At 64.8% G+C, this 19,278-nt stretch carries 18 protein-coding genes; 9 read left to right on the top strand and 9 right to left on the bottom strand.

The window, feature by feature from the left end:
- Window position 1 precedes the first annotated feature (1 nt).
- From AB0H22_RS19505 to AB0H22_RS19475, 7 genes are all read right to left on the bottom strand, one after another.
- The gene (locus tag AB0H22_RS19505; protein WP_358148266.1) at window positions 2-646 is read right to left on the bottom strand and encodes a TetR family transcriptional regulator; all 645 of its coding nucleotides are present in this window, start codon (window positions 644-646) and stop codon (window positions 2-4) included.
- Window positions 646-1,428: an enoyl-CoA hydratase-related protein gene (locus tag AB0H22_RS19500; protein WP_358148264.1), complete on the bottom strand. Its 783-nt coding sequence runs from the start codon at window positions 1,426-1,428 to the stop codon at window positions 646-648. The genes AB0H22_RS19505 and AB0H22_RS19500 overlap by 1 nt, the downstream gene beginning before the upstream one ends.
- Window positions 1,425-2,579: a thiolase domain-containing protein gene (locus tag AB0H22_RS19495; protein ID WP_180751045.1), complete on the bottom strand. Its 1,155-nt coding sequence runs from the start codon at window positions 2,577-2,579 to the stop codon at window positions 1,425-1,427. The genes AB0H22_RS19500 and AB0H22_RS19495 overlap by 4 nt, the downstream gene beginning before the upstream one ends.
- Window positions 2,576-3,646, bottom strand: coding sequence for a lipid-transfer protein (locus AB0H22_RS19490; RefSeq protein WP_180751046.1), 1,071 nt, complete (start codon window positions 3,644-3,646; stop codon window positions 2,576-2,578). Before AB0H22_RS19490 ends, AB0H22_RS19495 begins: the two co-directional genes overlap by 4 nt.
- The gene (locus AB0H22_RS19485) at window positions 3,639-4,115 is read right to left on the bottom strand and encodes an OB-fold domain-containing protein (RefSeq protein WP_180751047.1); all 477 of its coding nucleotides are present in this window, start codon (window positions 4,113-4,115) and stop codon (window positions 3,639-3,641) included. Before AB0H22_RS19485 ends, AB0H22_RS19490 begins: the two co-directional genes overlap by 8 nt.
- Entirely contained in the window at window positions 4,112-4,567 is a 456-nt protein-coding gene (locus tag AB0H22_RS19480; protein WP_358148260.1) for an OB-fold domain-containing protein, read from the bottom strand. The genes AB0H22_RS19485 and AB0H22_RS19480 overlap by 4 nt, the downstream gene beginning before the upstream one ends.
- A 120-nt stretch (window positions 4,568-4,687) precedes the next feature.
- Window positions 4,688-5,653, bottom strand: coding sequence for an ABC transporter substrate-binding protein (locus AB0H22_RS19475; RefSeq protein WP_358148257.1), 966 nt, complete (start codon window positions 5,651-5,653; stop codon window positions 4,688-4,690).
- 221 nt (window positions 5,654-5,874) lie between these two features.
- On the opposite strand from AB0H22_RS19475, the gene AB0H22_RS19470 reads away from it, so the two are divergent.
- From AB0H22_RS19470 to AB0H22_RS19445, 6 genes are all read left to right on the top strand, one after another.
- Window positions 5,875-6,861 (top strand): hypothetical protein, encoded by a 987-nt coding sequence (locus AB0H22_RS19470; RefSeq protein WP_180751050.1) that lies wholly within the window; start codon window positions 5,875-5,877, stop codon window positions 6,859-6,861.
- A 64-nt stretch (window positions 6,862-6,925) separates the two neighbouring features.
- The gene (locus tag AB0H22_RS19465) at window positions 6,926-7,876 is read left to right on the top strand and encodes a hypothetical protein (RefSeq protein WP_358148436.1); all 951 of its coding nucleotides are present in this window, start codon (window positions 6,926-6,928) and stop codon (window positions 7,874-7,876) included.
- The gene (locus AB0H22_RS19460) at window positions 7,873-8,637 is read left to right on the top strand and encodes a hypothetical protein (protein WP_180751263.1); all 765 of its coding nucleotides are present in this window, start codon (window positions 7,873-7,875) and stop codon (window positions 8,635-8,637) included. The genes AB0H22_RS19465 and AB0H22_RS19460 overlap by 4 nt, the downstream gene beginning before the upstream one ends.
- Window positions 8,638-8,666: 29 nt before the next feature.
- Entirely contained in the window at window positions 8,667-9,695 is a 1,029-nt protein-coding gene (locus tag AB0H22_RS19455) for a hypothetical protein (protein ID WP_180751265.1), read from the top strand.
- Window positions 9,696-9,767: 72 nt separating this feature from the next.
- Window positions 9,768-10,859 (top strand): CaiB/BaiF CoA-transferase family protein, encoded by a 1,092-nt coding sequence (locus AB0H22_RS19450; protein ID WP_180751051.1) that lies wholly within the window; start codon window positions 9,768-9,770, stop codon window positions 10,857-10,859.
- 98 nt (window positions 10,860-10,957) lie between these two features.
- On the top strand, window positions 10,958-12,031 hold the full coding sequence (locus tag AB0H22_RS19445; protein ID WP_358148254.1) for an alpha/beta hydrolase: 1,074 nt from the start codon (window positions 10,958-10,960) through the stop codon (window positions 12,029-12,031).
- Here the strand turns inward: AB0H22_RS19445 and AB0H22_RS19440 are convergent.
- Together AB0H22_RS19440 and AB0H22_RS19435 are read right to left on the bottom strand one after the other, a co-directional pair.
- On the bottom strand, window positions 12,020-13,189 hold the full coding sequence (locus AB0H22_RS19440; protein ID WP_358148252.1) for a pyridoxal phosphate-dependent aminotransferase: 1,170 nt from the start codon (window positions 13,187-13,189) through the stop codon (window positions 12,020-12,022). The two genes, AB0H22_RS19445 and AB0H22_RS19440, sit on opposite strands and share 12 nt — an antisense overlap.
- A gap of 21 nt (window positions 13,190-13,210) precedes the next feature.
- A complete protein-coding gene (locus tag AB0H22_RS19435) occupies window positions 13,211-13,618 on the bottom strand; it encodes a hypothetical protein (protein WP_180751054.1) in 408 nt (135 codons plus the stop codon).
- Window positions 13,619-13,900: 282 nt separating this feature from the next.
- Here AB0H22_RS19435 and AB0H22_RS19430 point away from each other — a divergent pair, with 282 nt between their 5' ends.
- The 3 genes from AB0H22_RS19430 (at window position 13,901) to AB0H22_RS19420 (ending at window position 19,255) form a co-directional block, all read left to right on the top strand.
- Window positions 13,901-15,109: an acetyl-CoA C-acetyltransferase gene (locus AB0H22_RS19430; protein WP_180751055.1), complete on the top strand. Its 1,209-nt coding sequence runs from the start codon at window positions 13,901-13,903 to the stop codon at window positions 15,107-15,109.
- A gap of 29 nt (window positions 15,110-15,138) precedes the next feature.
- Window positions 15,139-17,286 carry a 3-hydroxyacyl-CoA dehydrogenase NAD-binding domain-containing protein gene (locus AB0H22_RS19425; protein WP_180751056.1) on the top strand — a complete coding sequence of 716 codons (2,148 nt, stop codon included), beginning with the start codon at window positions 15,139-15,141 and terminating at the stop codon, window positions 17,284-17,286.
- Between the two features lie 577 nt (window positions 17,287-17,863).
- Complete coding sequence (locus AB0H22_RS19420) at window positions 17,864-19,255, top strand: condensation domain-containing protein (protein WP_358148248.1); 1,392 nt, start codon at window positions 17,864-17,866, stop codon at window positions 19,253-19,255.
- The last annotated feature ends 23 nt before the right edge of the window (window positions 19,256-19,278 follow it).

The following is a 19,278-nucleotide window of genomic DNA, read 5'->3' as shown; positions in this document are numbered from 1 at the left end:
GTTAGCCCGCATTGGGCGGTCCGGCCAGGATCGCCGTCACCATGTCGATGAGCTGTGCGCGCATCTGCCCCTCGTCCAGATAGGTTCCACTCAAAGACATCAGACGATTCGTATGTGCGGTATCTCCGAGCACCACACAGGTCAGCGTGACCGCGTGGGTGACCCCGAACCGGATCGCAGGCAGCTGTGCCTGCGGGCGCAGCCGCAAGATGAGCTCCTGTAGCCGCGCGGCCTGTGGCTGGAAACTCGCTCCCATTGCGATGAGCGCGGGATGTCCACTGATGAGGAGCTTCCCGAGTGTGGAAAGCCATGCGGTGCCGCCATCTTCGCCGATCTCGGCGAGCGGCATGACGATTGCCTCAGCTATGGAGCGCAGGGTCCCGGCGTCCTCCGCGGTATCGAGTAACGCGAACCGGCGCGTCTCGATCTGGTGTAGGTACTTGTCCAGGAGCGCCTCGATGAGACGCTCCTTGGATCCGAAGTGATAGTGCACGGACGCCACATTGGTGCCGGCTGCCCCCATGATGGCGCGTAGCGATACCGCGTCCACGCCGCGTTCGGCGAAGAGCTGCTCGGCGGCGCTGAGCAACCTCTGGTCGGTGGAATCGTGTGTGGCCCTGGATGGCTCGATCGATGTGTTGGTCATTATTGCCCGGTGAACCGTGCCTCTCGTTTCTCGCGGAAAGCGGTCAACCCCTCGCGGGCATCCACCGAGGTGATTACCTGTCGGGTAAGCCGTGCCTCGATGGCGCGGGCGTCGTCCTCGGCGATCCAACCGCTGCGCACGATCGCCTCCTTGGCGTTGCGTACGGCTAGCGGACCGTTGCGGACCACGCGTTCGGCGATGCTGCGGGCCTTGTCCAACGCGGTGCCTGCCGGCACCACGTGTCCCACGAGACCGAAATGGTAGGCCTCCTGGGCGGTCAGCGGCTCTCCGGTGAGAATCATCTCGACGGCCTTGGTGTAGGGAATCTGCCGCTTGAGTCGGACCATGGACCCGGCGCCGGGTACCAGTCCGCGCTGTACCTCCGGAAGGCCAAATGTTGCGTTCTCGTCGGCAACTCGAATATCGGTCTGCTGCAACATCTCACAGCCGCCTCCGAGGCACGCGCCGTTGACCGCCGCGATGAGCGGTTTGGTCAGGCTATGGGTGAGCAGCAGGCCCTTGCCGATGGCGACGGGATCGAGCGGCGCCGAGTCGTCGCGGACCATCCAGCCATCACTCAGATCGCCACCCACGCAATAGGCGGCACCGGCGCCCGTGAGGATAGCGACCCGAATGGCGTCATCGCCGTCGATCTCGTCCCAGGCATCGGCGAACTGCCCGACCATGCTGGTGGACAGTGCATTTCGCCGATGCGGACGGTTCATGGTCAAGGTGACGATCGGACCGTCACGCTCGACGAGAAGTTCTCGCACTTCCGTCATGGCTTCTCGCTTCCCACCACCCACAGGGCGTGAAACTGCGATGCGCCACCCATGGCGTGGCCGATCGCGCGTCTGGCGCCGTCCACCTGATGTTCCCCGGCCAACCCACGTACCTGCAACGCCGCCTCGGCGAACCGGAGCAACCCCGTCGCGCCGGTGGGGTTACCGGAGAGCACACCACCGGACGGGTTGATCGGATGCCTGCCCCCGAATGCGGTGTGGCCCTCGTCGACTGCGCGCCAACCAGATTTCTCCGGTGCCAGCCCGATGTTCTCCATCCACATGGGCTCATACCAGCTGTACGGAATGTAGAGCTCGGAGACGTCGACCTCGGTGGTGGGGTCGGTGATCCCGGCCTCGCGATACGCATCGGCGGCGCACTCCTGTCCGGCGCGTGGATTCACTTCATCGCGTCCCGCGAAATGTCCGGTTTCGGTACGCCATCCGGTTCCATGAATCCAGGCGGGTGGACTGGCGGCGTGTGTCGCGTACAGCTCGGAGGACACTACGACGGCACACGAGCCATCGGATGACGGACAGGATTCCAGAAATCGGATGGGGTCCCAGAGCATCGGGGAGTTGCGTACCTCCTCGACGGTGATATCGGGTTTATGGATATGCGCGTAAGGGTTTCGAGTGGCGTTGAGGCGGTGGTTCACGGCCACCTGCCAGCCGATGTGCTCCGGTGCGCCCGAGCGGCGGATGTACTCGCGGATGACCGGTGCGAAATGCGCACCCGCACCGGCGCCCAACTGGGCGCTGAACGGTAGCGGCCGCGACAGTGCCCAAGTGAAATTGCCCTCGGACTCTTTGGAATACGCGACTACCAGCACCCGCTCGGCGAGCCCCGCCTGCACCAGATGGGCGGCATAGATGGCTGCGTGGCCTCCCACGCTGCCGCCGGTGAAGACCCGCGTGACCGGGAGGCCGCGCGCGCCCATCGCATCGGCGAGGTACAGCTCGGGATTCATCACCCCGTCAAAGAGGTCGGGGGTCTTGGCGAGCACGATCGCGTCGATATCCGCGAACGTCAGTTCGGCGTCGGCCAGCGCACCGTCCACCGCCTCGCGGACCAGTGCCGCGATGGTCACCTCGCGCTTCTTGGCTTGCTTGCTCTGTCCAACCCCGACCACGGCGACACCGGAGCTCATGCGCTTGCATCCATCAGGCAGACCAAATTCTGCTGTAGCGCAGGCCCGTTGGTGGCGTGAGCAAGCGCGCGGGTGGCGCGCCCCTGATGAATGGCGCGGGCCGATTCGCCGATGCGGATCAAACCGGTCGCGGTGGCGGGAGCGCCGGCCAGTGGCCCTCCCGATGGGTTGACGAGTGCGTTGTCGATGCCAAAGGTTTTGGTGAGTAACGGTTCCGCGTAGCTGTATTCGGTGTGTAGTTCAACCACTTCCACACTTGAGGCTCCGAAACCGGCCATGGCGGCCGCCTTTTCGCCGGCTATGCGTGCCGAATCGAGCACCGCGAGGTCTCGCGAACCCGGGTAGTGCGTGTCCATCCGGTGATCGATCGCCCGGATCCACGCCGGCCGCCGGGTTAGGCGACGCGCCACGTCACCGGCGGCCAGGATCAGCACCGCTGCGCCATCACCGATCGGTGCGGCATCGTGTGCGCGCAGTGGTGAAGCGATGTACGGCGCCTCCAGCAGTGTCTCGATTCCCGGAGCGCCCGCCTTGAGAGCAAAGGGATTTGACAGCGCGTCGGTCAACGATTGGTTCACCACATCGGCCATCTCGTACTCCGTGGTGATACCGGCCTCGATGGCCGCCGCCGCCTGTAGCCCGGCCATCGCATGCCGGTGCGGATGCAGGGGAGTTAGGTAGTAGGGGTCCAGTGCGGAGGGAGCCACTTGGTCGAGGTCTGTGGGCAGGGCCCCACGGCCGATGCCGTACACGAGCGCGATATCGCCATGGCCTAGTTGGAGCCACGCCCACGCCTCGTAACATGCCCAGGCGGCGTCCATTTCGACATGAGATTCTGATATCGGCGGCCAGGCGCCGACGGCGTCGAGAGACTCGATGTACGCGAAGGTGCGCCCCTCGAAGAAGTCGTGGCTGCCTGATGTATAGAAGTCGATATCCGCGCGGCGCAGCTCGACCTGCTCCAGGGCCTCGCGGACAACCGGGAGCAGGATCTCGGCCATATCGTCGCGCAGATTTGCTGCGGTACAAGGTGATTGAGCAAATGAAACCACGGCTACGTCACGCACGGGTGGCCTCGTTGGATACCGGGCGAAAGTAGCGGATGCTTTGCATGGTGGCACCGAGATCCTCGTCGGCCACCCAGGCCGGCTCGACCGTCATCCCGATGTGAACCTGGTCGGGTTCGGTGTCGCCGATCATGTGCATGAGCCTGGTGTCGGAGCCGTGCAACTGGATATGTGCCACCGCGTAGGGCGGGGTGAACACCTGGCCCGGGAAGGGGAAGCTGACGATGCAGAAGGTTTCTACCGTGCCCGTTCCCACGAGCGGGTACGGTTCGCCCAGCTCGGTCAGGCATCGCGAACAGAATTGGGGTGCAGGACAATACGCGCGTTCACAGCCGGGGCATGTGCGTGCCAGCAGCTGCCGCTGTGCTAATCCGCGCAGGAACACCGAACGGCCGGTTCCCGCAACGTACGTGTAGTCCATATGAAATGGACTGGCGATCGAGGTGACCGGTTCGGGTAACGCGGTCATCGCTCACCCACCGGCTCGAAGCAGACGATATCGGTGATGGCGCCGACGCGGTCGGGGCGCCAGCGTGGAGTAACCGTCAGCCCGTTCCTCATCGTCTCGGGTAACCCCGCGACATCGACGGCGTGGAACATCGCGTTGGCGGTTCCGTCGATGCGGATGAGTGCCCACGCGAAATCCGTGTCGAGTTCGTCGACCGGCCGTCGTGCTACCCAGGTCCATTGCAGGACAACGCCCTTCGGTTCAAGCTCCACCAGTTCGCCGGTGGCGCTGGCGTCCGCTGGGTCGAATTCGAGTACCGGGCACAGTACCTGGCCAGCGGCGGTGCGCACTCCGAACAGTCGGGCGTCACGAAGGCCGCCGAGGAAGACGCCGATTTTGGGACCGACGGTGCGTTCGAATCCGAACTCGATGGTGTACGGAGCGCGGAGGGATTCGGCGGTTTGGTCGATCACGGGCCTCCCCGAGCGGGTTCCATCAGTTGATTGAATCGAGAGATAGGACCGTAACACGGGCGTGACGGGGGCCACAGGTTTACGTCAGCGCGACTGGTGAGATCTGAACCCAATAGCCGGTTATCGCGGGGGAGTTGGTTTCAACGCCGCTTCGAGCTGGGGTGTCAGTTGTTCGAGGGCATAGATCCGGGCGAATGGCCCGCCGAGCCGCATTGCACTCACCACCGGGCTGTTCGCCGGGATGTAGACGGCGCGCCCCTCGATGACGTTACGCAGGTTGGCAAGCGCACCCAGGGACTTGGCCTGCTCTTCGGTAGCCCCCACCACCACCAAGAGGTCCTCGTCCGCCTTGGTTTTCAGCTCGTCGTCGGGCACGGGGCCGGAGTACTTCTGGCTCAGGAACCCCAGACCGTCGAATACCGCCCGGCGTGGATCTCGGAAGCCCACCAGGAAGGTGCCTTGCCCGTCGGCCATCCAATCGACCACGGCCGTGCGGTTGACCCAGTGCTGGTGTCCCCTGCGTATCTGGTTGTAACGGGTCCCGACCTCTTCGGATCGCTCGCGTGCCTGATCGGACTTACCCAGAGCTCGCCCGATGGTAAAGAGCTGGGTATACCAAGGTGTTTCGGATCGGTCGAGGCGATTCTCCGAAACGACGGTCGGTGCGATCTTGGCGAGTCTGTCGTAGGTGGGTCTGTCGATATCGGCACCGGTGGCCAGGATGAGATGGGGTTTTGCAGCGGCGATGGCATCGAAATCCAGGTCGGTGCCCGAGACGATGGGAGGGTTCGCGACCTCGGGTCGGACCCAGGGATAGGTGGGATATTCCGGCAGTGTGGACCGGATGCCGACAGGCCTGGTGCCCAATGCCTGAGCGATGTCCTGGTCGTTCCAGCCCAGGGTGACGACGCGGTCGGGCCGCCACGGCACGACCGTATTGCCATACCTGTGCGGAATGCTCAGGGGGAAACCGTCGGCAGTCTGGGGCGGCGTGGGCGCAGGTACCGCACTGTGGTCGGAGGAACAACCGGCGAGCGCCAGCAGCGTCAGGAGCGCGGCAATCACGCGCCATCCGGCTGTTGCCATGCCGAGCAAAATACCACCGGCCAGCGGCGATAAGCCAAAGTGACCCAAATCGGCTCGGGGTGAATCGAACGGCTGCCCATAGGGTTGCACGCCCACCACCTGCGGGAACGTCACCAGGAGGAATATCGCTGACCAGACGTTGCCATTGACGCATGTTCGTGGCGTTCATAGGTTTGCGGCGTTCCCAGCTCGTGCTCGGGTAAGTGCAACAGGAAGCGCCGATGATCAAGCATCTCACCCGCCGCGCGACAGTCGTCCTTGTCGTGGCAGCCGCGGCCATCTCGCCCGCCGCCTATCCGGCGCTGGCGGATACGGCCACGCCGCTCAACGGACTGTTCGCGTTGAGCCCCGGCAGCTGCGCGGAGGGTCGGGCCACCGGCTCCTACTTCCGCATGATTCTGCCCGCCGGTGACGCATCCGGCCCCTACCTGGCCAATGGCGATTCGACCTGCTCGGATAACACGGTCACCCTGCTGGCACCGGGAAGCGACGGTGGCTTGAAGTCGGGTGAATATCAGCCGCAGCCCGCCAGCGCCTTCGATGGAAACGGAAACGCGGTGTCCGGCAGCATTACTCAGCCGGTCAAGTTCTATGGCGTGGGCTTTGCCACCGCATCCAACCAGACCGATCCGCAGACCGGTCAGGGCACCGCCACGCCCCAGATCACGGTGAGCGGCAACAAGCTCGGAGGCGATCTCAGTGCCTTCGGGGTGACGTGGAACAACCAGTTGTTCAACCAGGGATCGCCGAAACCCGGTGGCGCCTTTCCCGGTAAGACCACGCCGGTGACCGGCACCTACGACCGCAACACCGGCGCCTTCATCGTCGAGTGGACCAGCCAGATCGTGGGCGGTCCGTTCAACGACTTCACCGGGCTGTGGCATTTGGTGGGCAAGGTCGGGGGTGGCGCCGGTGGCGCGGTCGCCGAACCATCACCCCCTCCGCCGCCGGGTGCCCCGCCGGCGGCGGATGCACCGCCCGCCGCCGTGGCCGCGCCGGCTGCCCCCGGGCAGGTCGTTGTTCAGGCAGGGCAACAGGTGGTGGCGCCGCCACCGCTATCGGCCGGCCAGCAGCTCATCGCGTTGCCCGTTGACGACAACCCCCGCACCGTGACCCCACCGTGGGTCATTGCGCTGCTGGTATTCGTGGCCATCGGTGGCGGAATCCTGTTTGTGGTGGGGGAGCGGATCTTCAGCCGTGGCCGCTGAGCGGTTGGCCGAGACGTCCAAAGCGGCCCTGCCCTCGTACGCGGATATCGTCGGCGAGCAGGCGGTGGTTGCCGAGGCCGGACCGGCTCCAAAACCCCGGTGGCCGTTTGTCGCACTCATCGCGCTCGGTGTGCTGCTGTTCGTGGTCCCGGTGGTCACCGGGATGTTCACGCGCGCCGCGGGTGGTCAACAGCTGCTCACCGAGTTTCACCCCTTCGTGTCGTCGGAGGTGCTCACCAAATTCCGCGGTTACCTCGACACCGTGGATGCCGCCCGCGCCGATGTGCAGGCGACCCAGGCTATCGCGGGCGGGCACTATGAGCGTCTGGATTCCTTTGTCGCGCAATATCCGTCGATCCGACAGGATATGAACGGTCTGCTGGACGCGGTAGACGGTCAGGTGGGCAACTACGGGAAGCTGCGCGCCGTCGGCCCGTTCGACGTGTTTCCGTTCCTGCTGGCGGTGCCGGGACTAGTCCTGGTCGGCGCCGGGGTCTGGGGTCTTCGACGGACACGAAACGGCGAAAAGGCGCTTGGTGCGCGGGTTCTCGCGGTCCTGGCGGCAGTGGTGCTGATCGCCGTACCGTTCGCTGACGGGCTCTTCTCCCGTGCTCCGGCGGGTACCCAGCTCATCGATGCCTTCACCCCGATCATGACGCATGAACGAGTGGCGGCGGTTCAGCGGCATTTCGTGGTGCTGGTCGCAGCGGAAGGGGAGCTGGACACCCAGTTCCTCGGTGATCTACGGCATCATGATCCGGCCCGCGCGGTTCCGGGTATCGACGCCTTTGTTGCCCAATGGCAGCCCATGACAGCGGATTTCGCTTCGCTTATCGGAGTGATGGCCGACAACGTGGACAACTTCGGCAGGGTGGTAGCGCTCGATCGGATCACCGTGCCGCTGGGTTTCCGGTCATTCGACTATTTCGGGTGGTTCTTCCTGGTGCCCGGTGTACTGGCGGCCGTGGCCGCTATTGACGTGAAAGGAGCCGCACGGTGGCCAAAAAGACGATGATGCGCAGCGCGCTTGGCGCGGCGCTGGCGGCGACGGTGCTGGTGACGGCTCCGGCCTGTGGGTCGGAGAAGCCGGCCGAGTCCGCACTCACCGGGCTCCTGGCATTGGAGCCCGGCACGATCGACGGGAACAAGCTCAGCGGAACTTGGTTCAAGATGGTGCAACCGGGCGGCAACCCCCAAGAGGGGCCTTTCATGCCGAATGCGAATTCTCCTGTGCCGCAGGGGGCGGCGACGCTGCTCGCACCGGGCACGGATGGCGGGCTAGTCCTGGGCGGCTACCAGGGTGAACCGGATCCTGCATTCGACGAGGCCACCGGATACTCGCTGGCCACTCGCGTGACCCAGCCGACGAAGTTCTTCAACATCGAATTCGGCATCTCCACCAACAAGATCGACCCGCAGACACGGCGCGAGCTTCTGGCGCCCTCGGCCACGGTGGCGGGCGACAAGATTACGGCGGACCTTTCCGCCTGGGCCGCCTCGTGGAACCGTCAGGAGTTCAACCAGGGCGCGCCCAAGCCGAAACCCAAGGAGCAGGCTCAGATTCCCGGCGAGGCGCGTGCCAAGCAGGTATGGGAGTTCGTCGCGGGGCGTTGGGTCGGTCGCGATTCCGTAGACGGCGAGAGTCCCAGGGCCACGGGGACATACGACAAGAACACCAAGAAGTTCACTCTCGATTGGACAAGTCTGATCGTGGGCGGCCCGTTCAACAGTTTCACCGGGGTCTGGCACCTCGAAGGTGTGGTGAAGGACCGATGAGTCGATTGGACGAAGATGAGACGGCGGCGTTGACCCCGATGCCGGCAGCAGAGACGGCTGCGATCGCCTCCACTGGTCGGACGCCCGCCAAGGAACGCGTATTCGTGGTCGCGGTAAGGACATTCGCTGCTATTACCGTGATTGGCAGCGTGGCCGCCATCACCCAGTTGTCGTACTCACCTCCGCGAGCACCCATCGTCGGGTATCAGATCGTGAACCGCGACGGCTCGATTCCCGAAGGGGCTATCCCCATCCCGGTGCCACCGCCGGGGCCGCAATTGGTGGCTCCCCTGCCTCGCCCTCAGACACCCTCGCATCCACCGGGGCAGGCCGCTGGACCGTTCGGTTTACTGCCTTCGGTGACCGACCGCGGCCTTCCGATATCTGTTGCTGCCCCTTGCCCTTTCGGCTGGCCCGCGCCGGGGCCGGATGAGCAGGGCGGGTTGGCGTCGCTGATCGACGTGGCACCGGCGGCTGGCGTGTTCTCATCGGAGGCGTTCGCCCCGGCCACGGCCTATGAACCGATTCTGAAGATGATGGGTCCGGTTCTGGCCCGGATCTCCCCGTTGCTGTCCCGGCATCCGTGGGGGATCGACCAGTTCGTCACCCGATTCCAGACCGTCATGGTGCGGATCCTCGAAGCGATCCTCCCCTACTACGGCCCCTACCGCGGCGACGTCCTCAAGGCCGAGGGTGACCTCGCGAAAGCGTTGACTCCCTTCTTGGAGAGTCTGTACAACACCCCGTCGGCGCAATGCCTTGTCGCATGGGAGGCCCAGCGCATCCGCGATGCGCGTGGGGGACGGCCACCGGCGCTGCGCCTGCACGACCTCGGCAAGGTGATCGATCTGTTCCGCTCGACGCACTTCCGTGAGGGCGACGACGATCCACCACCCGCGCCGTTGCCCGTCTACGAGTACACGCCGCCGCCGGAGCCGCCACCGGCATCGGATGCCCCGGCCGCGCCGACCACGTCGCGGTCGCCGATCCCCAACTTCCCGACCCCAACTCCGACACCCGCACCGGTATCGGCTCCGGCGATCTCGTCGTCGCTGTAGTACGCGCCTTTGGGTCGGAGTGCGGGAGGGTTTCCCAACCAACGGGTTGACTGGGCACGCTAGGGTGGCCCCATGACTGACACAGGCGTCAAGACTGGCCCTCTCGCGGGCGTAAAGGTGATCGAGCTCGGCGGCATCGGTCCCGGGCCACACGCGGCAATGATGTTGTCCGACTTGGGTGCAGATGTCATCCGGGTGCGTCGCCCCGGCGGGCTTGCCATCCCTGCCGAGGAGAAGGATCTGTTCCACCGCGGCAAGCGCCTGGTCAACCTGGACGTCAAGAAGGACACCGAGGCGCTGCTGGCGCTCGTCGACAAGGCCGATGTGCTGCTGGACCCGTTCCGGCCCGGTGTGTGCGAGCGCATTGGGATCGGGCCGCAGGAGTGCGCCAAGCGCAACCCGCGCATCATCTTCGCCCGCATGACCGGTTGGGGCCAGAACGGGCCGATGGCGGAGCGTGCCGGACATGACATCAACTACCTGTCGCTGACCGGAGCCCTGGGGTCCATGGGTTACCGGGACCGCCCGCCGATGCCGCCGATGAACTTGGTCGCCGACTTCGGCGGTGGCTCAATGCTTTTGGTGCAGGGGATCCTGGCGGCGCTGTACGAGCGGGAGAAGTCCGGCAAGGGGCAGGTTATCGACGCCGCGATGGTCGACGGTGTCAGCCAGCTCGCCCAGATGCAGTGGACGATGTACAACAACGGCCTGCTGTTCGACGAACGGGAATCTGGGCTGCTCGACGGTGGCGCGCCGTTCTACGGCACCTACGAGACCTCGGATGGCAAGTACATGGCGGTGGGTTCTATCGAGCCGCAGTTCTTCGCGATCTTGGTGCAGGGTCTGGGGCTGGACCCCGACAGTGTGCCGTTCCAGCTCGACAAGGCGCGGTACCCAGAGATGCGCAAGATGTTCGACGATGCCTTCAAGGCCAAGACACGCGACGAGTGGACCGAGATCTTCATCGGTACGGACGCCTGTGTGTCACCGGTGCTCACCTGGGGCGAGGCCAAGCAGGACGCACACCTGAGGGGGCGCGACACCGTGGTCGATGTCGATGGTGTGACCCAGGCGGCGCCCGCTCCCCGGTTCTCGCGGACTCCGAGCGGTCCTATCGAGGCGTCGCCGAAGGACACCACTGAAATCGCCGATATCGGCTGGTGATCTAGGCAGGACTATTAGTACTGGGTACTGATAGTCTCACGCAAAGCAACGACGCTACGAGGAGACCCGAACCGATGTCCCGTGCCCAAAAGAATGCTATGCCCGAACTTTCTGGGCCCGAGGTGACTGCTCCCGTGTACACCGGGCCGGAGTGGATGGGTAAGGCCAATTGGCATTCGGTCGCCGAGACCTACCTGTTCAAGGCATTGGGCAAGCCCGGTCTCTTCGCGATGACGCAGGCGATGTTGGCCGTCAATCGCCGGTTCCCGCAGTTTCTGCTGAACCGGCGATACGACGGGACGGAGCGGCTCATGGGCTGGGTGCCCGGCGTGCGCGGGACCCGCACCGAGCGCGTGCAGCTGCCGAACTGCCCTGCCGAGTGGACGTGGAACACCAAGAACGTACCGGGGCACAGCTCATCAAGTGATGCGCCGGTGGTCATCTACTTCCACGGGTCGGCATTCATCGCACTGGGCATCAACAGCCACCGCCCGCTGGTCAGCCATATCGCGCGTGACTCCGGTGCGCGGGCGCTAAGCGTGGGGTACCGGCTGTGCCCCCGCAATCTGGTCGAGGATGCCGTCGCCGACGGTGTCGATGCGTACCGGTATGTCCTGGATCAGGGTGTGGATCCGGACAACATCGTGCTGGCGGGCGATTCGGCCGGTGGCTTCCTGGCGGCGATGACCGCGATCGCGGTACGGGACCAGGGGCTGACTCCGCCCGCGGGCTGCGTGTTGATATCGGCGGCTACCAGTAATGATATGGAGCCGAAATACGCTGCAGGCAAACGTGTTGGCGATGCCATGTTCCCGGTGAACTTCTTGAAGATGATCAACGACGTGTTCCTGCTGCGCAACGGTGCGCGTCAGCCGGGGCCTTGCCCGGCCGACGCGGACCTGACGGGTCTGGGGCCGTTCCTGTTGCAGGTGGGCTCGCAAGAGGCATTGCGGTCGGACTCGGAGTTGCTCGCGGAACGCCTTGTCGCCGCCGGTGTTCCGGTGCGGCTGCAGATCTTCGATCGCGCCATTCACGTATTCCAGGTGTTCGCGCTGTCCAACCCCGATGCGCGGCGTGCCGTCGCCGAGATCACCGATTTCATCAAGATCCTCCCGGGACTGGCCAAGGCGCGGCAGCGTCCGGACACGGCTGCGGTGGGACTAGGCTCCTAGCCTCGCCAGTCGGGCTATTGCCTCGTCGATTACTGCGTCGCGTTTGGCGAAGGTGAACCGCACCAGGTGATTCCATTGGCCCGCGTAGGCGTCGCAGAAGGCGCTTACCGGAACTGCCGCCACCCCAACGGCTTCCGGGAGGCGCTGGCAGAGCTCTGCGCTGTCGCTGAACCCGAGAGGCCGCGGGTCGACGCATACGAAGTACCCACCCTCGCTGCGGTGCACCTCGAAACCCAGCCCGGCGAGAGCATCGGACAGGCGATCGCGCCTGCGCTGCAGCGACCCCCGCAAGTTCTTCACCCACGCTTGTTCGGTGTCGAGTGCTACCGCAATGGCGGGCTGAAAGGGTCCACCGCCGACGTAGGACAGGTATTGTTTGGCGGCCCGCACTCCTGAGATCAACTCTGGTGCGCCACAAGCCCAGCCAATCTTCCAGCCGGTGCAGTTGAATGTCTTGGCGGCACTGGAGATCGTCACGGTGCGATCGGCCATCCCCGGCAGGCTGGCCATCGGCGTGTGGGTGCGCCCGTCGAACAACAGCCGTTCATAGACCTCGTCGGAAATGACGATCAGGTCGTGTTCGACGGCGAGTGCGGCGACCCGTGCCAGCTCCTCGTCGGTGAAGACGGCGCCGGTCGGGTTATGCGGTGAGTTGATCACCAGCGCCGCCGTCCGGGGAGTGATCGCGGCGGCCAGCGCATCGAGGTCCAGCGCGAAGCCGTCCGCGTCGGGCACCAGGGATACCGGCACCAGCGTGGCACCGGCCATCGCCACCACCGCCGCGTAGGAGTCGTAGTAGGGCTCGATGAGGATGACCTCCGAGTCGGGCTCGACGAGCCCGAGTAGCGCCCCGGCGATTGCTTCGGTGGCGCCGACGGTGACCAGGACCTGAGTGTCCGGGTCCAGATCCTCCCCGTACCGGGCCAGCCGGTCGGCGGCGATGGCCCGGCGCAGCTCGGGAATGCCCGGGCCGGGCGGGTATTGGTTCATTCCGCTTGCGATGGCTTCGCGTGCGGCCTCCAGCATGGCGGGCGGGCCGTCCTCATCGGGAAAGCCCTGTCCCAGATTGATCGCGTCATGTTGGACGGCCAGCGCCGACATCTCGGCGAAAATCGTGGTGGCGTATGGCCGCAGCCGCCTGACGGTCCTCGGCTCCACGGTCGCAGCCTACCGCCGGTTCTAGCAGCTGGGCGGTTCGAAGGACAGGTCGGTATCAGGTATCGGGCAGAAGTAGTGCGTCAAGCCGGGGTTGTCTCGGTCGCGGTTGTCCACGAAAACCTCCACATCCCGGTCGGCGCTGTATACCCGGTAATAGGTGGTGGTGTCCTCGAGGAAGAAATTCGCGACGATGGTCACCAACTCGGCCCCGGTACCCGCGGCGCGGGCCTGGCGCATGCAGTTCAGATAGTTGGGCGGGATCTCATGCGCCGGCGGCAGCATGCGCAATCGCCCGCAATAGTGCAGTGGCGCGCGTTGTTCGAAGGCGGCGTCTGGGCTGGTCTGCTCGGGCTCGGCCTGCGCCGGCGGCGCAAGTCCGGCCGCACCGATCGCCAGGGTCGCGAGCACCACGAAGGGCCATGTAGGCATGGCCCCAGACTGGTTGGCTCCGGTCCCGAGCGTGCGGATTTTGGTGGAATCTCGTCAGAGAGCACCGGAAACCGCACACTCGGCTGGGGCGCCACCCCCAGGTGAAGTACGCCGCGCAGCCCTCCCAACCAACGGGTTGGGAGGGCTGCGTACCGCCGGTGCGGTGTCCTGGTCTAACGTAGGGCTGTCTCGGTGAAACTGACCCGGAGTCAATCCGGGTGCAAACGCCGCGGCGCTTGCACCACATGCCCCATACGCACCTCCCTATAAGGACGTATACCCATGACTGAAGCATTCATCTACGAGGCCATCCGCACACCGCGCGGTAAGCAGAGGGGCGGCGCCCTCAACGAGGTCAAGCCGCTGAACCTTGTGGTCGGCCTGATCGAAGAGATCCGTCGCCGCTTCCCCGATCTGGACGAGAACCTGATCAGCGATGTCGTGCTCGGCGTCGTGGCCCCCGTCGGCGACCAGGGTGGCGATATCGCTCGCACCGCGGTGCTGGCCGCCGGCCTGCCCGACACCGTCGGTGGCGTGCAGCTCAACCGCTTCTGCGCCTCCGGCCTGGAAGCCGTCAATATCGCGGCCCAGAAGGTCCGTTCCGGTTGGGACGACCTGGTGCTCGCCGGTGGTGTGGAATCCATGTCGCGCGTGCCGATGGGCAGCGACGGCGGCGCCTGGGCCTCGGACCCGGCCACCAACTACGACGTGTCCTTCGTGCCGCAGGGCATCGGTGCCGACCTGATCGCCACCATCGAGGGCTTCACCCGTGACGATGTCGACGCCTACGCCGCCCGCTCGCAGGATCGCGCCGCGGCCGCATGGTCGGGCGGTTACTTCGCCAAGTCCGTTGTGCCGGTGAAGGACCAGAACGGTCTGCTCATCCTGGATCACGACGAGCACATGCGCCCCGGCACCACCGCCGCGGACCTGGGCAAGCTGAAGCCGGCCTTCGAGGGCCTCGCTGCTCTGGGTGGGTTCGACGATGTGGCACGCATCAAGTACACCTACGTCGAGAAGATCAACCACGTGCACACCGGCGGCAACAGCTCCGGCATCGTCGACGGCGCCGCCCTGGTGCTGGTCGGTTCCGAGGAGGCGGGTAAGTCACAGGGCCTCACCCCGCGTGCCCGGGTCGTGGCCACCGCCACCACCGGTGCAGAGCCGCTCATCATGCTGACCGGCCCCACCCCGGCCACCAAGAAGGCGCTCGACCGCGCCGGACTGACTGTGGACGATATCGATCTGTTCGAGCTCAACGAGGCCTTCGCCTCCGTGGTGCTGAAGTTCCAGAAGGATCTGAACATCCCGGACGAGAAGCTCAACGTCAACGGCGGTGCCATCGCCATGGGCCACCCCCTGGGTGCCACCGGCGCCATGATCACCGGAACCATGGTCGACGAGCTGGAGCGCCGTGGCCTGCGTCGCGCGCTGATCACGCTGTGCGTCGGCGGCGGCATGGGCGTAGCCACCATCATCGAGCGAGTCTGAGCCGGATAAGACAAGAGGAGCCAGAACCAATGAGTGCAAACACAATTCAGTGGGATAAGGATGCCGACGGCATCGTCACCCTCACCCTGGACGACCCCAACGGCTCGGCCAACGTGATGAACGACGACTACAAGCAGTCGATGGCCGCGGCCGTCAAGCGCCTTGTGGAAGAGAAGGATTCGATCACCGGCGTGGTTATCACCAGCGCCAAGAAGACATTCTTCGCCGGTGGTGACCTCACCAAGATCATCCAGATCCAGCCCGAGCACGCCCAGGAGGCCTTCAACGAGGTCGAGGAGATCAAGAAGGATCTGCGCACGCTGGAGACCTTCGGTCGTCCAGTCGTCGCCGCCATCAACGGCGCCGCCCTCGGTGGTGGCCTGGAGATCGCGCTGGCCACGCATTACCGGATTGCGGCCGATGTCAAGGGATCTCAGATCGGTCTGCCCGAGGTATCGCTGGGTCTGCTGCCCGGTGGCGGTGGCGTCACCCGCGTGACCCGCATGCTCGGCATCCAGAACGGCTTTGTCACCGTGCTGGCGCAGGGCACCCGGTTCAACCCGACCAAGGCCAAGGAAGTCGGCCTGGTTGACGAATTGGTCGGCTCCGTCGACGAGCTGATCCCTGCCGCCAAGGCGTGGGTCAAGGCCAACCCCGAAGCCGTGCAGCGCTGGGATGTCAAGGGCTACAAGATCCCTGGCGGCACCCCGGCCACCCCGGCGTTGGCGGCCATCCTGCCGTCATTCCCGTCGAACCTGAAGAAGCAGCTCAAGGGTGCGCCGATGCCGGCCCCGCGGGCCATCCTGGCCGCTGCGGTCGAGGGTGCTCAGGTGGACTTCGATACGGCCAGCCGCATCGAGAGCCGCTACTTCACCAGCCTGACCACCGGCCAGGTCGCCAAGAACATGACGCAGGCGTTCTTCTTCGACCTGCAGACCATCAACGGCGGCGGATCGCGCCCGGAGGGCATCGCTGCGACGCCGATCAAGAAGATCGGTGTGCTGGGCGCGGGCATGATGGGCGCCGGTATCGCCTATGTCTCGGCCAAGGCCGGTTACGACGTGGTGCTCAAGGATGTCACGCTGGAGGCCGCCCAGAAGGGCAAGGCCTACTCGGAAAAGATTGAAGAGAAGGCTCTTTCGCGCGGCAAGACCACCGCCGAAAAGTCCGCGGCACTGCTGGCCAAGATCACTCCTGCCGCCGATCCCGCCGATCTGGCCGGTGTCGACTTCGTGATCGAGGCGGTCTTCGAGAACACCGAGCTCAAGCACAAGGTCTTCCAGGAGATCGAGGATGTCGTGGAGCCCAACGCACTGTTGGGCTCGAACACCTCCACGCTGCCCATCACCGGGTTGGCTGCGGGTGTGAAGCGCCAAGAGGACTTCATCGGTATCCACTTCTTCTCACCGGTCGACAAGATGCCGCTGGTGGAGATCATCCGGGGCGAGAAGACCTCCGATGAGGCGCTGGCCCGCGTGTTCGACTACGTGCTGGCCATCAAGAAGACCCCGATTGTCGTCAACGACAGCCGCGGCTTCTTCACCTCGCGTGTCATCGGCACCTTCGTCAACGAGGCCGTCGCCATGCTGGCCGAGGGCATCGAGCCCGCGACCATCGAGCAGGCTGGCAGCCAGGCCGGGTATCCGGCTCCGCCGCTGCAGCTTTCGGATGAGCTGAACTTGACGCTGATGCAGAAGATCCGCAAGGAGACCGTCGAGGCCGCCAAGGCCGCCGGCCAGGATGTGCCGGAGGATCCGGCGGGCCGGGTCATCGACACCCTGGTGGAGGCGGGCCGTCCGGGCCGTCTGGGCGGTGCCGGCTTCTACGACTACGTGGATGGCAAGCGCACCGAGCTGTGGCAGGGACTGCGGGAGACCTTCAAGACCCGCAATGGCGCCGATCCCGCCAACCCACCGCTGCAGGACCTCATCGAGCGCATGCTGTTCGCCGAGGCCCTCGAAACGCAGAAGTGCTTCGACGAGGGCGTGCTGACCTCGACCGCGGATGCCAACATCGGTTCCATCTTCGGTATTGGGTTCCCGCCCTGGACCGGTGGCGTGCACCAGTACATCGTGGGTTACCCCGGCGGCAAGGCTGGGTTCGTTGCTCGTGCAAAGGAATTGGCCGCCAAGTACGGCGATCGCTTCAACCCGCCCGCATCGCTCTTGGACGCGTAGACAGGGCTAGAACGAACCCCTCAGCCGCTCACCCTTCGGGGTGGGCGGCTGAGGTCGTTTCAGGGGGCGCTGACGAGTGATCGTGGATCCAGAATCGTCGTGAGATTCCCAGTAGGCGTCGGTATCGGGGCCGAAATGCCTTGTGGATTCTGCAGATTTAGAGGCGGCCGCCAGAAATAGTTGCCCCGCGGACGTGGCGTGCGCCACAGTATCGATCGCCGAGGGGGTGGCACACAAATTTATCCGGTGATCCCGTAGGTTCTCTGATGACACTACAAACATAGTTATTGGTTATTCGCGTACCCAGAGATGAATTAGCAGGTCATAGGGTATTTCTAGACGCAAGTTATATTTGCTGGGACTGGGTTACCGTAAGACTTTCAGTAAGTTGCTGTAACTTGATGTAGCGGGACGTTACCCACAGTTCACTAGCTATTTCTTTCACGTAACGTACCTTTGCGAGATATTTATTCGCTACGCTGCGCGCGATGAGTAATATCTTTGCCACTCGCAATGCGGCAGGTAAATCGAATTTGGTTCGGCTCGTATCCAAGATCGCTGGACGGGGATAGGGACGATGGTTGCACTCGGAACGATCCACGATTGGCGCCCCAAGCCCGGGACCGTCATCTCTTGGAGCGCTTCGCCCCATGCCCGCGAGGTCGCGGTACAAGCGCCCGCCAGTGCCGTTCCGCCCAGTTACCAGCAGGCGCAGCACCTGCGCTCGTACCGGGAGCTTGCCCGCCAGGACCGCGAGATGGGCCGGCTCGGGATCGGTGCCTGGGACATCCCGGGTACGTGCGATATCGACGCCATGACCGCGGCCATCAACGCACACCTGCGGCGACATGACACCTACCACTCGTGGTTCGAGTTCGATCCTGAGGACCGAATCGTCCGGCACGCGATCGAGGACCCGGAGTCGATCGACTTCGTGCCCCAGGACCATGGACTGCAGGGACCCGATGAGATCCGTGCGCACCTGCTGCGCACCTCGGGGACGCCGCTCACGTGGGACTGCTTCACGTTCGGCGTGATTCAGCGTGCGGACCACTTCACCGTGTACCTGAGCGTGGACCATCTGCACACCGACGGGATGTCTACCGGAATCTTGTACGTCGAGATCCAGCTGATGTATGCCAGCCTCCTGTACGGGTCGGCCATGCAGCTCCCGCCTCCGGCGGGCTACCTGGAATTCTCCGCTCGCGAGCATGCGCACAACCAGGCCATGAACCTCTCCTCCTACGAGGTGCGGGCCTGGATCCAGTACGCGCAGGACAACGGCGGCACCCTGCCCGACTTCGCGCTGCCGCTCGGGGACCGGTCGGTGCCGAACGTCGGCGGGATGGTGGCGGCCCAGTTGATGGACGCCGAGGAAACGGTGGCATTCGAGAAGGCATGTGAACAAGCGGGCGTGCGCTTCAGCGGTGGCGTGTTCGCGTGCGCGGCCTTGATCGACGGCGAGATCACCGGCGCCGATACCTTTTACGGCATTACCCCCTATGACACTCGCAGCACCGCGGAGGAGCAGCTGTCCGCGGGCTGGTACGCGAGTTTCATCCCCTTCGTCGTCGACATGTCGGACGGATCCTTCGCCAGCGTCGCGAGATCCGCACAGAAGTCGTTCGACGAATGTCAACCCCTGGCCAAGGTGCCGTTCGAGCGGGTGCTGGAACTAGCCGGCCCGGAATCCGGGCTGACCGCTCCTGAGTACGTAGTGCCGATGGTGTCCTTTCTGGACGCGCGCAAGATCCCAGTCAGTGCCGAATGGGATCGCATCAATGGTGGAATCTTCGGGGACAGCCGATCTTCTGACCAGGTCTGTATGTGGGTCAACAGGTTTGAGAACGAAACAAACCTGACTATCTCATTCCCCGACAACGCCGTCGCCCGTGAATCTGTGTCGCGCTATCTCGAAGTAGCACGCCTGGTTTATCAGCGTGTCGCGCAGTCACAGTTCGTTTCCTGAAACCGCGGCGTTGCGGCCGCACT

Source organism: Mycobacterium sp. NPDC050853 (genome assembly GCF_040653875.1).
In the GTDB taxonomy this organism is placed as follows: domain Bacteria; phylum Actinomycetota; class Actinomycetes; order Mycobacteriales; family Mycobacteriaceae; genus Mycobacterium.
The sequence above is the reverse complement of the archived record's forward strand: the minus strand, read 5'-3'. Positions and strand labels throughout refer to the sequence as shown.